Source organism: Flavobacterium sp. UGB4466 (genome assembly GCF_903469665.1).
GTDB lineage: Bacteria > Bacteroidota > Bacteroidia > Flavobacteriales > Flavobacteriaceae > Flavobacterium > Flavobacterium lipolyticum.
The window spans coordinates 1-15,322 of the sequence record NZ_CAGKLC010000099.1 but is presented as its reverse complement, the minus strand read 5'-3'; the positions used below and the strand labels follow the sequence as shown (position 1 = coordinate 15,322).

The 15,322-nt window shown below is 36.5% G+C and carries 14 protein-coding genes; 9 read left to right on the top strand and 5 right to left on the bottom strand.

All coding sequences use genetic code 11. From position 1 onward, the window contains the following. Positions 1-214: 214 nt before the first annotated feature. The 4 genes from katG to JO950_RS18185 all read right to left on the bottom strand — a co-directional run bounded on the left by katG (position 215) and on the right by JO950_RS18185 (position 7,216). Entirely contained in the window at positions 215-2,419 is a 2,205-nt protein-coding gene (gene katG / locus JO950_RS18200; protein ID WP_202703912.1) for a catalase/peroxidase HPI, read from the bottom strand. 768 nt (positions 2,420-3,187) lie between these two features. Next, the gene (locus tag JO950_RS18195) at positions 3,188-3,988 is read right to left on the bottom strand and encodes an ABC transporter substrate-binding protein (protein WP_202703911.1); all 801 of its coding nucleotides are present in this window, start codon (positions 3,986-3,988) and stop codon (positions 3,188-3,190) included. A gap of 110 nt (positions 3,989-4,098) precedes the next feature. Next, on the bottom strand, positions 4,099-4,917 hold the full coding sequence (pyrF, locus tag JO950_RS18190) for an orotidine-5'-phosphate decarboxylase (protein WP_202703910.1): 819 nt from the start codon (positions 4,915-4,917) through the stop codon (positions 4,099-4,101). A gap of 115 nt (positions 4,918-5,032) precedes the next feature. Beyond that, the gene (locus tag JO950_RS18185; protein ID WP_202703909.1) at positions 5,033-7,216 is read right to left on the bottom strand and encodes a DUF5723 family protein; all 2,184 of its coding nucleotides are present in this window, start codon (positions 7,214-7,216) and stop codon (positions 5,033-5,035) included. Positions 7,217-7,906: 690 nt separating this feature from the next. On the opposite strand from JO950_RS18185, the gene JO950_RS18180 reads away from it, so the two are divergent. The 9 genes from JO950_RS18180 (at position 7,907) to JO950_RS18140 (ending at position 13,401) form a co-directional block, all read left to right on the top strand. After that, positions 7,907-8,458 (top strand): AraC family transcriptional regulator, encoded by a 552-nt coding sequence (locus JO950_RS18180; RefSeq protein ID WP_202703908.1) that lies wholly within the window; start codon positions 7,907-7,909, stop codon positions 8,456-8,458. 21 nt (positions 8,459-8,479) lie between these two features. Continuing rightward, positions 8,480-8,929, top strand: coding sequence for a response regulator (locus tag JO950_RS18175; RefSeq protein ID WP_017498550.1), 450 nt, complete (start codon positions 8,480-8,482; stop codon positions 8,927-8,929). Between the two features lie 10 nt (positions 8,930-8,939). After that, positions 8,940-10,724, top strand: a complete 1,785-nt coding sequence (locus JO950_RS18170; protein ID WP_202703907.1) for a CHASE3 domain-containing protein — start codon at positions 8,940-8,942, stop codon at positions 10,722-10,724. A 143-nt stretch (positions 10,725-10,867) separates the two neighbouring features. Continuing rightward, entirely contained in the window at positions 10,868-11,434 is a 567-nt protein-coding gene (locus JO950_RS18165; protein ID WP_202703906.1) for a DUF4142 domain-containing protein, read from the top strand. A gap of 38 nt (positions 11,435-11,472) precedes the next feature. Next, the gene (locus tag JO950_RS18160) at positions 11,473-12,114 is read left to right on the top strand and encodes a porin family protein (RefSeq protein WP_202703905.1); all 642 of its coding nucleotides are present in this window, start codon (positions 11,473-11,475) and stop codon (positions 12,112-12,114) included. Between the two features lie 34 nt (positions 12,115-12,148). Then, complete coding sequence (locus tag JO950_RS18155; RefSeq protein WP_123923494.1) at positions 12,149-12,301, top strand: lmo0937 family membrane protein; 153 nt, start codon at positions 12,149-12,151, stop codon at positions 12,299-12,301. 44 nt (positions 12,302-12,345) lie between these two features. Beyond that, the gene (locus tag JO950_RS18150; RefSeq protein ID WP_202703904.1) at positions 12,346-12,630 is read left to right on the top strand and encodes a YtxH domain-containing protein; all 285 of its coding nucleotides are present in this window, start codon (positions 12,346-12,348) and stop codon (positions 12,628-12,630) included. Between the two features lie 37 nt (positions 12,631-12,667). Continuing rightward, positions 12,668-13,060, top strand: a complete 393-nt coding sequence (locus tag JO950_RS18145) for a hypothetical protein (RefSeq protein WP_202703903.1) — start codon at positions 12,668-12,670, stop codon at positions 13,058-13,060. Positions 13,061-13,071: 11 nt separating this feature from the next. After that, a complete protein-coding gene (locus JO950_RS18140) occupies positions 13,072-13,401 on the top strand; it encodes a hypothetical protein (RefSeq protein ID WP_202703902.1) in 330 nt (109 codons plus the stop codon). Between the two features lie 377 nt (positions 13,402-13,778). On the opposite strand, the gene prfA is transcribed toward JO950_RS18140, so the two are convergent. Then, positions 13,779-14,855 (bottom strand): peptide chain release factor 1, encoded by a 1,077-nt coding sequence (gene prfA / locus JO950_RS18135; RefSeq protein ID WP_017498542.1) that lies wholly within the window; start codon positions 14,853-14,855, stop codon positions 13,779-13,781. Between the last annotated feature and the right edge of the window lie 467 nt (positions 14,856-15,322).

Below are 15,322 nucleotides of genomic sequence, written 5' to 3'. Positions count from 1 at the left end.
ATATAGATTTTTTCGCATTACTAAAGTACTGCAATAAATTGCAGGGTTTTAAACCCGAATCTGAGACCAATAAACAAACCCGACAGGTTTTAAAAAAAACTAGTCGGGTTAACTTTTAAAAAATATACGTTCAAAACTCAGAACCTTTGTCCCTTTGTCTCTCAGAACCTTTGTCTCTCAGAACCTCAGAACCTCAGAACCTTAGAACCTTTTATTAACGTACATCAAATCGGTCCAGATTCATTACTTTAGTCCATGCTGAGACAAAATCTTTAACAAATTTCCCTTTGGCATCACTGCTGGCGTATACCTCAGCTAAAGCACGAAGTTCAGAATTAGAACCAAATATAAGATCGGCACGTGTTGCTGTCCATTTAACCTCTCCCGTAGTACGATTACGTCCTTCAAAAACTTCACCGGTTTCATCACTGGCTTTCCAGGCCGTTCTTAAATCTAAGAGATTCAGAAAGAAATCATTACTTAATGTTTCTTTACTTGCGGTAAACACGCCATGTTTAGAACCGTCATAATTAGCATTCAACACTCTTAAACCTCCCACCAACACTGTCATTTCAGGTACAGATAAGGTTAACAATTGTGCTTTGTCTATTAAAAGCTCTTCGGTAATGGCTCCTGTTTTGGCACTTTTATAGTTTCGGAATCCATCTGCTTTTGGCTCTAATACTTCAAACGAATGTACATCTGTCTGCTCTAAAGTAGCATCACCTCTTCCTTGTGTAAAAGGAACATCTACAGATAAACCGGCATTTGATGCTGCTTTTTCAATAGCTGCAGATCCTCCCAGAACAATTAAATCGGCAATAGATACAGATTTTCCTGAATTAGCAAAATCATTTTGTATTGCTTCTAAAACAGCCAATACCTTTTTTACTTGTCCTCCTCCATTAACTTCCCAGCTAATTTGTGGTTCAAAACGAATACGGGCGCCATTAGCTCCTCCACGTTTATCAGAACCTCGGAATGTAGAAGCTGATGCCCAGGCCGTATTTACTAATTCTGAAATAGAAAGTCCGCTGGAAAGAATTTTATCTTTTAAAGCGGCAATATCATTATAAGTCAACTCGCTTTTAGCCGCAGGAATCGGGTCTTGCCAAATTAATATTTCACTTGGAACTTCAGGCCCTAAATAACGGGAAACGGGGCCCAAATCTCTGTGCGTCAATTTGTACCATGCTCTCGCAAAAGCATCAGCAAATTTGTCGAAATTCTCGAAATAATCTCTTGAAATTGGTTCGTAAATAGGATCTAATTTCAGTGCCATATCAGCTGTTGTCATCATCGGTGCATGTCGTTTGGCCGGATTGTGAGCATCTTCTACTGTTGTAGCAGCGCTTTCATCTGTTGGTGTCCACTGATGAGCTCCTGCAGGACTTTTAGTTAATTTCCAATCGTACTTAAACAACGTTTCAAAAAAACCATTATCCCAGGTAGTCGGATTTGGTTTCCAGGCTCCTTCAATCCCGCTGGTAATAGCATCTCCGCCTACTCCGCTTCCAAAACTGCTTTTCCAGCCCATTCCCATTTGTTCTATGCTGGCACCTTCCGGCTCAGCTCCAACTAATGCTGCATCACCGGCACCATGCGCTTTTCCGAATGTATGACCTCCCGCTACTAATGCCACAGTTTCTGCATCATCCATTGCCATTCTTGCAAAAGTTTCTCTAATATCTCTACCGGAACCTAGTGGATCCGGGTTACCATCCGGGCCTTCAGGGTTTACATATATTAATCCCATTTGTACAGCCGCAAGCGGATTCTCCAGATTTCTATCACCGCTATACCTGCTAAATGGTTTATCACTAGTAGCCAACCATTCTATTTCTGACCCCCAGTTCACATCCTGTTCCGGTTCCCAAACATCTTCCCTTCCACCTGCAAATCCAAAAGTCTTAAATCCCATAGATTCTAAAGCGCAGTTACCTGTTAAGATCATCAAATCGGCCCAGGAGATTTTGTTTCCATACTTCTGTTTTATTGGCCAAAGTAAAAAACGTGCTTTATCTAAATTCCCGTTGTCCGGCCAGCTGTTAAGAGGAGCAAAACGCTGATTCCCCGAACTTGCACCTCCACGACCGTCTGATATACGATACGTTCCTGCGCTGTGCCACGCCATACGAATAAATAAAGGACCATAATGACCATAATCTGCCGGCCACCAATCCTGAGAATCTTTCATCAGGTCAAAAAGATCTTTTTTAACCGCATTCAGATCTAACGTTTTAAATGCTTCCGCATAGTTAAAATCTTTTTCCATCGGATCCGACAAACTAGAATGCTGACGCAATATATTTAAATTTAAACGATTTGGCCACCAATCTTTATTAGAGGTTCCTGTACCAGCAGTTTCTTTCATTTGTCCATTATGGAAAGGACATTTACTTTCGTTTGAATCACTCATTGTTTTCTGTTTTTTTTGATTAGAATTAACTGTTTTATATCAAATGCTAATTTTTTTAAGAAATCACACATCCTTGATATATAACACTTTATCAAATATACAAACTTATCTTTGCGATATTAATAAACAAAATTGATTGTTTTTATATTTTAATAGCCAAAAATTATTTAACACTACAGAAAGCTCAAAACAGCACATTAAAGAATCTTAACTTATGTCCAACAAAGTAATAACAAAACCTTAACAGCAAAACATCCATATAAGTTGGATCTTTGTAGTGTAATAAACTGGTTATTTATTATTTTGGTTTTGGTTAGTTAAATGATGCCGGCGTCTTCGAGATGCCGGCATTTTTTTTGGGCTAATTTGATATGCAGTTTAAGGTTATTGGATTGTGTATTTAACCGCAAAGTCCGCAAAGTTTTTTTGCCTATGATTTTGTATAAAACAGAAAGTTCGCAAAGCTTTATACATATAAAACTTTGCGAACTTTGCGAAAAATCGTAGCGGACTTAGCGGTTAAATTATGTTCAAAGTAAAGCAACCTGAAACAACGAAAACCTGAAACTAATATGCGGTTTAGGATTATTGAATTGTGTATTTAACCGCAAAGTCCGCAAAGTTTTTTTGCCCATGATTTTGCATAAAACAGAAAGTTCGCAAAGCTTTATACATATAAAACTTTGCGAACTTTGCGAAAAATCTTAGTGGACTTTGCGGTTAAATTATGTTCAAAGTAAAGCAACCTGAAACTAAGAAAACCTGAAACTAATTTTTAAGTCTTTCGTGCAGTAATTTGAAGTATGGAAAAGCCTTTAACAATCGGCTTCCGTGCCAGGAGAACATTTCGCCATCGACGAAAATAGTTTTGGCGTGATGGGTAAAACGTCCTATTTCAAAAGCATCTTCTTCTTTGAATGGATAAGGCTCCGAAGAAAGAAAAACCAAATCAGGATCGCCTTCCAGACGCATTTTCCGGAGTTCAATTTCCGGATAGCGGCCTTTATCACCGTAGATATTCTGAAAGTGATTGAGTTTTAATAACTCATTAATATAGGTATCATTTCCGGCTACCATATAAGGGTTCTTCCAAATAAAGTAAGCTGCTTTTTTCTCAGGAATGTCCTGAACGTATTTTTTAAAATCGTTTAAAGCGAAGCGCAGTTTATTGTTCCATTTCTGAGCTTCGGTTCTGCAATTGAAAAGCTGTCCAAAATCAGAAATCATTTGAAAATTATCCTCAATTGAAACAATATTGGTCACCCAAACCGGGCAAATAGTACTTAACTGCGCTACAATTTCGGGCGTATTTTCTTCTTTGTTGCAAATGATAATATCGGGTTGGAGCAGTTTTATCTTTTCAAGATGAATCTTCTTCGTTCCTCCAACCATTTTTTTAGTCGACTTAAAATGATACGGATGCACGCAGAACTTTGTTATCCCTACTATTTTTTCTTCTAAACCCAAATCGTATAGCAACTCGGTCTGAGAAGGAACTAAAGAAATAATTCGTTTTGGGGCTGTTTCGAAAGTATGTAAAGTACCAAGCTGATCTTGTAACTGTTTCATGTTTGTTTTAGTTTTCGGTTGCAGTTTACAGTCGCAGTCTCAGTTTTCGTCCACAACAAGCACTGAGACTGAAAACTGAGGCTGAAAACTAAGATTATAAACTGTAAACTTTATTTATCACCTAAAATTACAGCCATTTCTTTTTGAACTTTCAAAGCTTCTTCTCTCGCTTTTTCAGCAAAATCAGTTCCTTTTGAGGCGTAGATAATGGCTCTCGCTGAATTGACTAACAAACCAACTTTATCGTTCATTCCGTACTTGCAAACTTCAGATAAGCTTCCGCCCTGAGCTCCAATTCCCGGTACCAATAAAAAACTGTCCGGAACAATTTTCCTGATTTCAGTAAAATATTCCGCTTTTGTAGCGCCTACCACATACATAAGGTTGTGGCTATTTTTCCAGGTTTTAGACGTTTCTAAAACTTGTTTGTATAATTCTTTTCCGTTAACGTTTAACGTCTGAAAATCAAATGCTCCTTCGTTTGAAGTCAGAGCCAGCATAATCGTATGTTTGTTTTCAAAAGCCAGGAAAGGCTCTACCGAATCTTTCCCCATATAAGGAGCAACGGTTACACTGTCGAAATTCAGATCTTCAAAAAAAGCTTTGGCATACATACTTGATGTATTACCTATATCACCACGTTTTGCATCGGCAATGGTAAACATTTCCGGAAAATTTTCGTTGATGTAGTTTATGGTTTTCTGAAGTGAAAGCCATCCTTTTAATCCGTAAGCCTCAAAAAAAGCAGTGTTGGGCTTGTACCCTATTGCTAAATCATGCGTGGCATCAATTATTGCTTTATTGAACTCAAAAATTGGATCTTCGGTTTCTAATAAATGTGGCGGGATTTTAGTCAGATCAGGATCTAATCCAACGCATAAAAATGATTTTTTTAAAAGAATTTGTTCGTGTAGTTGTTGTGTTGTCATTCTTGATTTTTTAGTTCTCCAAATAGAGTAGAAATAATTCTATTTTAGAAGTATGCAAAAATAAAAAAAGCCATTCAATTACGAATGGCTTTTTGGTTTTATATTCTGTTTAGGCTTACAAATTACCTAAATATACAATTTCTGTTCTTCTGTTTTCTGCTCTTCCTTTAGCCGTTTTATTAGACTGAACCGGTTTTGCAGATCCAAATCCCTGCGAACTTAAGTTAGCCGGATTTACTCCTTTTTCAATCAAAGCATCCATTACTACTTTTGCTCTTGCCTCAGATAATTTCTTGTTGGCTTTTGGATTTCCAGTGTTATCTGTATGTCCGTTAATCGCAAACTTAGCATTTGGATAATTTTTCAGGATCTCTTTGATTGCATCTAATCGACCTGAATTCTCTCCTTTTTTGGCGTCGCTTAAAGTTGCTTTTCCGCTTGTAAAGAAAATAGACTTCGCCTCTACTTTTAATTGTGCTAATGTTTCTTTTGTAACTTTAGGACAACCCTTATTTTCTGCAGGGCCATACACTAACGGACAAGCGTCATCTTTATCCAAAACTCCGTCTTTATCCGCATCTAAAACAGGACATCCTTTATTTTCTGCAGGACCAGCAACATCCGGACAAGCGTCGTCTTTGTCTAAAACGCCATCTTTGTCAGTATCCGGCCAAGGACAACCTTTGTTTTCTACCGGACCGGCAACTGCAGGACAAGCATCTACATTGTCTAATAAAGTATCTCCATCACTATCTTTCCAAGGGCATCCTTTATTTTCTACAGGACCTGCAACACTTGGGCAAACATCATCTTTATCAAAAACTTTGTCTCCGTCTGTATCTGGCCATGGACAACCATTATTTTCTTCCGGACCTGCTACTTTTCTGCAAGAGTCTTCTTTATCGATTACTCCGTCTTCATCCGTATCTTTGAATTTCTTCTGATAAACCGGAATTTTTACCCCAAGATGAAAATCAACCGCTTTAGATTCTTTCGAAACCAGATTCGTCAAAACAGAACCTGAACCAATAAAGAAAGCTCCTAAACGAATTCCTGATCCTACCTGCATTCCGCTGTATTCCATCCAGGTCATCGGTACATAAAAACTAAACCATCTGCTTTCGTAACGAGGCGTTAAACTCACGCGATTGGCAATACTGCTTCCGTTTAATTTAGAATCACTCACCATACTGATATCTCCATTTAAATTTAAATAGAATTTTCTGTACATATTCCAATCTACATCAGCGTGAATTGCTGTAGGTAAGTTGGTTCTAGCTCCTTTAGAAGTCGAAATTTTTGTATAGTGCTCGTTCAGGAAATCATACAAGTTATCGGCATCGTTGATCATTTTCTCTGTTACCACTCCGGTAACATTATAGGTATCTAATTTTGAATTCCTGTAATTGATCGAACCAATATCGGTAACCGAAAGACCAAAACGCACTTTGTATTTATTCAAATCACGAAAGTTATTGTCGGCTCTAGTTGCCTTGTTTAGATCGTACTTTTTGTATTCAGGTCTCCATTCGTAAACAAGTCCAAAATCAAAACCTAAACCATTTGAATTAGCATCAAACTTGTAATCTTCATTAGCATCAAAGTCCTGGCTTGCTCCTACGGTTACTTCTCCTTCAGAAAAAAGTGTACTGGCTCTCGGGTTGGCTTTGTTCTCCACAAATGAAACTTTCACTCCTCTACCCTGAACATAACCATTTACACCTCCCTGAAGATATTTTGCTGTTAAACCTCCTTTTAAGAAATGTTGATCGTTCTGCCATAAAACGGCAGCATACGAAACTCCAAGCTCTCCCCATGAATTAGAAACTGCATTTGGATTACCTAAGTTAAAATTAAAGTTACTGGCATGATCTAAACCATTTTTCACTTCATTTACAAGGCTACCATTAACATTATAGGCATTGGTAATAGATCTCGCTCTTGTAAAAACAGCAATGGTATGTTTTGGAGCAATATTAAACATGAAAGAAGGCCCCATGATATCAAAATTAACCAAACCATTGTTGGCGTTAGCCGGTGTCATGATAGACTGCTTGTCAAAATCATATCCTTTTTTATACACGTCAAAAAGGCGAACACCATAAAGATCATTTGCTACTGTCCCACTGACTGAAAACAGATTAACATCGGTTTTAAAACGAGAATCGGCAATAGAAGCCGGATTAAAAAGAACACTTTGTACACCTGCATAATTATCATGTGTATATCCCAGATAAGACTGAGATTTGGCCGAAAAAGTAATGGCAATAAGTAATAAACTGAGTAAAGTTTTTTTCATTAAAATTTGATTTCAATTAGATAAATTCGGGCGCAAAACTACACTATTTGAATCATATTATCAATAATTTTTGTAAGAAAAATACCTTATTAAAATTTAAAATTTGTTAACTGACCTTTAATGAGATAATTACGACACCTCCTATCGAAATAACATTAGAAAAACTTAATACAAAAATTCAAATTAACAATTATTTCAGAACGCTATTTAAGTTTAAAGGCTGTAAAATGCGAATTATGCAATACTTCCACGAATAAATGTAACGAAAAAACGACGAGTAATTTGCAATTTTACATCGCTATTACTGCTTAATGATTTTGCAGGAAATAGAATAAAAGCGGAATGAGTTTAAAAGGAATACTGAAGCAAAATACGCAACTCTGAAAAATGATGAATGAATGTTTACTGGAGATAAAAGGATAGCAGACTTCGGTAAAAGCAGGAAAGAATAAAAGAAGAATTTCATCAATCCTAATCAGATTTGCAACCCTTTCTGACTCAATCGGAATACCGTCTAGTGTAAATATTAGACGGTATTTTTTTTATACTAAAAACTATGTTTTTGATGTGTTGAATGTTATTTTTCCGGATTACATCCAACGAGTTGGTTTAAATATTAGTAAATTTCTAACAATTGTTAAACGATATAACCAAAATTAAATTAAGTATCTTTAACCAAATTTTCATTAAATGAAACTATTTATAAAGTTCGACATTAACACCATTTGTTCGCTTTTTTTAAAACACAATCTGGACCAGCACAATGTAGGCTTTACCACATTGGGTTTTGGGGAAATTGAGCTCAATAACAACCTTGATGCTGAGGCACTCGAGGCCTTAAAAAAGAAACTGAGTCCTTGTGGTTTTGAAGTGGTAGAAAACCAAAAAAGTGTTTTGGTACAGAAAATAAAGGATGCTATTATTGAACTTGTCTTTATGGAAGACAGTAACAATTACAAAAGTTCTGTGTTTTTGGCCGAAAAACTCAATCATAGCTATGGGTATCTGTCGAATGTATTTTCGGAAGTAACCTATTCGTCTATCGAGAATTTTATTATTTTACAAAAAATTGAAAGAGCAAAACAATTAATTATTATCAACGAAATGAGCCTGACCGAAATTGCTTTTTTACTCAACTACTCCAGTGTAGCACACCTGAGTACACAGTTTAAAAACACCACCGGAATTACGCCATCGGCTTTTCAGCGAATTATTAAGAAACGAAGAGAGAATTTAAAATAAAATACAAATACCTATATTAAAATGCAAAAAAACGCATTACACATTTTATTGGCTGACGATGATGAGGACGATCGCCTTTTTTTTAAAGATGCTTTTGAAGAGATAAAGATTCAGACTAAAGTAGAATTTGCGCATGACGGAATGCAATTAATGGACCATTTGATGAATCCTGACAATGCTTTACCTGATATTTTATTTCTGGATTTGAACATGCCGAAAAAAACCGGAAAAGAATGCCTGATCGAAATTAAAAAAACAGAGCGTTTAAAAGACATCATTATTGCAATCTACTCTACTTCCTCTTCTGAAGAAGACATTGAAGATACTTTTATTCAGGGCGCCAATATTTATATTAAAAAACCAAGTGATTTTAACAATCTGAAAAAAATAATTAATGAAGTCGTTACTGTAAACTGGCACTATCATACCTCAGGGTTAAATCGTGATAATTTTCTGTTGCGACTAAAATAGTAGGAAATCAATGAAGTGGATCCCAAATTTTAATTCCTCAAACTCACTGAGAGTTATTTTTGTAATCGCAGTTTTCATTCTGTTATTTCTTTCTTCTATTGCTCACAAGCACAATCAGGACCTGAATGAGTCCAGTAAGCTGGTGATGCATACGTATGAAATTAACATTCAGTTAGAACGGTTAATGTCGGCTATTAAGGATGCCGAAACGGGACAGCGCGGTTATATCATCACCCGCAATGCCCGTTTCCTGACTCCTTATATTTATTCGCGCGACAAGGTAAACACTTCTTTCATTAATTTAAAAAAGTTAACGAAAGACAATCCGAAACAGCAGAAAAATCTTCAAAACTTATTCAAGCTCATCATTCAGCGTTTTGTTTCGTTTGAAAATTGCCTTAAATACAGCGATCCCAAAACCTACGACAAACGAAAACTCGACAATCATTTGTTTGGAGGACGAATTTTGATGGAAAACATTCGTTTTAAAGTAGACGAAATGAATGATATCGAAAAAACTGATTTGGCCAAAAGACTAAAAATCTACGATGCCGAAATTTCCCTGAGTCCGCTTTTTTCTATTTCACTGTTTCTGGTTGCTTTAACCTTTATTCTATTGGCTTACCGACAAATTAGTCGTGATTTCGAACGTCTGAAAGTCTTCAACAAGCAGCTTTTAATCTCCGGAAAACTGATGGCAGAATCTGAAGCTATTGGTAAATTCAGTACCTGGCAATGGGATTTAGACACCAACAAAATAGACTATTCCGACAATCAATATCGCCTGCTGGGCTACGAACCTAATGCTTTCGTTCCCGAAAAAGGCACCTTTTTAAACTTTGTCCATCCGGATGATAAAGAAACGGTAGCAAAATCGATGAAAGGAATCCTAAACTATAAACAATTGCCTTTTGTCTATTATAAAATTGTACTTCCTACCCAAGAAGTAAGGCATTTTAAAACAACAGGGAAATTATTGACTGACGAACAGGGAAGCAAAATTTTGCTGGGAATCAACTTTGATATTACCGATGAACACTTACTCAACATAGAACTTCAGGCACGTAACGTCGAACTCGAAAACAGCAATAAGGAACTGGCTTCTTTCAATCACGTTGCGAGTCACGATTTACAGGAACCTCTTCGGAAAATTCAGACTTTTATCTCCCGAATTTCAGATACCGACAAAGCTGCTATGTCTCAAAACGCCAATGATTATATTGCTAAAATTGAGATTTCGGCCAAAAGAATGCGTGTTTTAATTGATGATTTATTGTTGTTTTCAAGAACAAATACTACCAAAAAAGAATTCATTAAATCAAATTTAAATGAATTACTTAAAAATGCCGAAGCTGAATTAACCGAAATGATCGACGAGAAAAAAGCGGTTATTACGTCTACAAAATTGCCCAAACTGGCAGTCATTCCGTATCAAATCGAACAACTTTTTATCAACCTCATCGGGAATTCTTTAAAATACAACCGTCCGAATGTTGCTCCCGAAATTACCATTGAAAGTCAAAAAGTATTTTCGGTAGATTATCGAGAACTTTTAGATCAGAATGTAAAAAAATACCACAAAATAACTTTTACAGATAACGGAATGGGCTTTGACCCTCAGTTTAAGGAAACTATTTTTGTATTGTTTCAGCGCCTTCATTCTAAAACAGATTATCCCGGAACAGGAATTGGTCTGGCCATTTGCAAAAAAATTGTCGACAATCACAAAGGATATATCATGGCCGACAGTCAACCTGATCAGGGCTCCATATTTACGATTTTTCTTCCGGATTAACCCCTCAAAAAAATCTTTAAAAACCACATAACAAACGTTGTATAAATCTTTTATGGGAATTATATAACGTTTCTTTTTTTTGGTGTAAAGCAAAAACCTCCATTCGTCGCCATCTTTGTAAAGTAATACTTTATGAAGTAATAATGAAAGCAATTCCCCGAGTAAAAGCATTTTTTTTAAGAACAATATTCCTATTGTGTGTACTAGTTTTTGTTTCCTCCTGTAAAAAAAACTATCCAGTAGCAACTTCTTTAAAAAATGAAGCTTTTACCAAGAATGAAAAAGAAGAAATTGAAGCCTTTTTTTTTATCGCAGCGGCAAATGCAAGTCAAACCATTATTTCTAAAAGTCAAATTGCACAACAAAAAAGTTCTGACAACAACATACTGGAAGTAAGCAAACAAATCGAAATCAATCAAAATCAGCTGCTACAGGAGATTACAACGCTGGCCAATAAAAAGTTGATCATTATTACCGAAATCAATGCCACCCATAAGCGGGATTTATACGATTTAATCGATGCCAACGAAACCAATTTCAATGCGGCTTATCTGAATTCTATGAATGCCTCTTTAGAAGAAGAGATCAGATTGCTCGAATCGATTTCAAAGGAGACGAACGATCAGATCATTTTAGAAATGGTACTGCAATACCTGCCCAAACAATATGAGTTTGTCAGAGAAATTCAAAAATCAAAAATAGTAATCTAAACGCCTGTATACGCTATTATTAACTAAACTATCGAACTATGAAAATGTACCCAAATTTTTTATGCGCCTTAACCCTTTTCTTAACAGCATCGTTTGGAATGCTGCATGCTCAGAACACTAATGCAAATCCCGAGTATGGAATCAAAGGAGGGTTCAACATGTCGAATTTATACTCTAGTGATGCCAATGACGAAAACATATTATACGGTTTCAATGCCGGTCTTTACGCCACTTTACCCGTCTCTGATTTCATAGCCATTCAGCCTGAAATCCTGTTCACTACAAAAGGAGCCAAATTGGAATATAATAACGCTCTTGCCAGCGGAGATTCAAAATTCAGACTCAATTACATCGAAGTTCCTTTATTGGTTAGAGTAAATATCACCCGAAACTTTAATGTTCATGCCGGTGGTTACGCCTCTTATCTGGTAAGCTCAAAAGTAACCGGCAGAGGAGATTTTAACTTCGAACAAGAAATTGACACCGATGATCTGAACAAGTTTGATGCCGGTTTATCGGCGGGTGTTGGAGTCGATTTTGACCCAATAAGCATCGGATTACGTTACAACTACGGACTCACTACTATTGGAAAAGAAAGAACGGTAGCCGGAACAACCTACACTTTTCCGGATGCCAAAAACAGCAACCTTTCTTTATACCTTTCGTATAAGTTAAACTAAGAAAACGATTCAATTAAACCTTAATACAAAAATCATGTCAAATCTACTATACACAATCGCGTTGGTACTGGTCATTCTTTGGGCATTGGGCTTTTTTGTATACAGCCTTGGAAGTATCATTCATATTTTATTGGTCATTGCCGTTATTGCCATATTATTGAGGCTCATTAAAGGCCGTGAAATTTAATAAACACTATTAAGCACTATATATTAATTACTAAATCGAATATTATGAAAACGAGCACCACAATTTTAGGAATATTAGGAGCCGCAGCAGCGGGAGCAGTTTTAGGAGTTTTATTTGCACCGGACAAAGGATCAAATACCAGAAAAAAAATATCAGACAAGTCTAAAGATTACGGAGATAATATAAAAACCAAATTCGACGGAATCGTTAGTAACATTAAGTCAAACGGGAAAGAAATTATCGAAGAGGGGAAGGCAAAATTCAGCCAGGCGAAAGAGGACTTCAACACTCTTAAGGACGACGCCAAAGCAATAAAATCGAACTATTAAAAGGTGAAGTTTTTTTAATCCTAATCCCCCCTTTATTATGGAATCAAATGCAACAACAAACGAGAACTTAAATCTTTACGAGAAAGCAGAGAACTATACCAAAACGAGTTTAGAATTAATCAAACTCAAAACGGTATCAGCATCGGCAGATGTTTTATCAACATTGACCTCCAGGATCGCAGTTGGCGCTGTTGTTGCATTTTTTACCCTGTTCCTTAATATCGGAATCAGTTTATGGATTGGAAAAAAACTGGGAGAAAGCTATTACGGTTTTTTTATACTGGCCTTGTTTTACTTAATTGTTGCCATTGTACTGCACAAATCGCATCACAAGCTTATTAAAACTCCTATTGGAAACATGATTGTTTCCAGTATATTGAAAGAAACCAAACAAGAGGCACATTCTGATTCAGGTCAATCAAAAAACTAAAAAAGACGGTCATGGAAACTATTTACACCCTTGATTCACTGGATCGGAAAATTCAGCTTTTAGAACACCAACAAAATACCGAATGGTGTGCCATTAAAGACGAAATCGATGACATTAAAGAGCATTTAAAACCTCTTAACCTGATTCGCAGCACCGTTGAAGAAATCAACGAAACGGTTGGATTTAAGAGCGATCTCGCACAGTCGGCTATTAGTATCGGAATTGGTTATCTGGCCAAAAGATTTGTCGTTGGCAAAAGCACCTCGACTTTCAAAAACATCTTCGGATCTGTGTTACAGCTTTTTGTTACCAATGTGGTTTCAAAATCAGGAAATCGCTAAGATACTGAGGTTCTGAGATGCTAAGGTGCTAAGATCTGTGCCCTATATTTTAGGTTCAAAGTTACAGAGGTTCAAAGGGACAAAGGTTTTTTCGAATTTACATTCTTCATGAAAAGTGCAAAAAAGAATAGAAAACCTCATTTCCAGCTAAATCCCACAAAATTATTTCATTTTACAGCAACAATTTTCAAACTGTAATCCATATACAATAATAAAAAAAGGAGTGTTTCAAACAATGAAACACTCCTTTTTTATATCTATTTTCAGAAACCTTTGCACCTAAAACCTTAGAAACTTAGCATCTCAGAACCTCAGTACCTTAAAAAAACCTTTGAGCCTAAACCCTCAGAACCTTAGCACCTAAGAACCTCAGTCCCTTAAAAAACCTCCGACGCTTCCTTCAATTTCTCCATATTGTTCACCAACTGAAGCTCGGCAACAATTTTCTGAATATCACCATTCATGATGTTTCCTAAATCGTATAACGTTAGTCCCACACGGTGATCGGTTACACGACCTTGTGCGTAGTTGTACGTACGAATCTTAGCCGAACGGTCACCCGAACTTACCTGAGAACTACGTTTTGTAGCGTCTTCCTCTTGTTTTTTAGCCAATTCCATTTCGTACAAACGAGAACGTAAAACCGTTAACGCTTTATCTTTATTTTTATGCTGTGATTTCTGATCCTGACATTGCGCCACCAATCCCGTAGGAATGTGCGTTAAACGTACAGCCGATTTCGTCGTATTTACCGACTGTCCTCCAGGTCCTGACGAACAGAAGAAATCTACACGAACATCGTTCATATCGATTTGTACATCAAACTCTTCCGCTTCCGGTAAAACCATTACCGTTGCTGCCGAGGTATGCACACGACCTTGAGTTTCGGTTTGAGGAACACGTTGTACACGGTGCACACCTGCTTCAAATTTCAGCGTTCCGTACACATCTTCTCCGGTAACTTCAAAAATAACCTCTTTGAAACCTCCCGAAGTCCCTTCGTTCATATCCACCACAGAAGTTCTCCAACCTTGTGACTCACAGTATTTAGTATACATTCTGAATAAATCCCCTGCAAAAATACTTGCTTCGTCCCCACCCGTTCCGGCGCGAATCTCCACCATAACATTTTTAGCATCTTCAGGATCTTTAGGAATCAACATAAATTTGATTTCCTCCTCCAGTTGCGGCAAGCGTTCTTTTGCTTCGTCCAACTGCATTTTGGCCATTTCAACCATATCTGCATCGCTTCCGTCAGCAATAATTTCGTTTGCTTCGTCAATATTCGCTAAAACAAGAATGTATTCTTCTCTTTTTTCAACCAAAGCTTTGATGCTTTTATATTCCTGGTTGAGTTGCACATAACGTTTTTGATCCGCAATAACATCCGGCTGAATAATCAAATCCGAAATCTCATCAAAACGCTGCTTTACATATTGAAGTCTATCTAACATTTTCTAATTCCTTTTATTGGACCGCAAAATTACAAAATTTTTACCGAAAATTCTAGTGTTGTTTTTTTGTGTTTTTTAAAGCTGAAATTTAGTCGAATCAGGATGGTTTTTAGGAGCTTGTTCCTGCTATCCACTGTATCTTTTTAGGCAGAATATTTCTTGTTTTAATTTAAACGTTTTCGTTTGCCTAAAAAGGATCCCGCTGCTATCAGGGCTAGGGCATTTAGATTTTAAATTGGCTTTTATGGATTTCCGTAAAATCACTCAATTAAAAGAATCTACTTTTATTAAAAATCAGGTGTTTTTACGTGGTGATTAATTTAAATTAAAAACGATGTTTGTTAAAAAAAAAATACTTTTGATAAGTAATTTTTAACTAAATCAATAAATATGATTACAAAATTAGAAGTACATGGTTTTAAATCGTTAAATCATTTTACATTACAATTAAATAAATGGCTTAACAT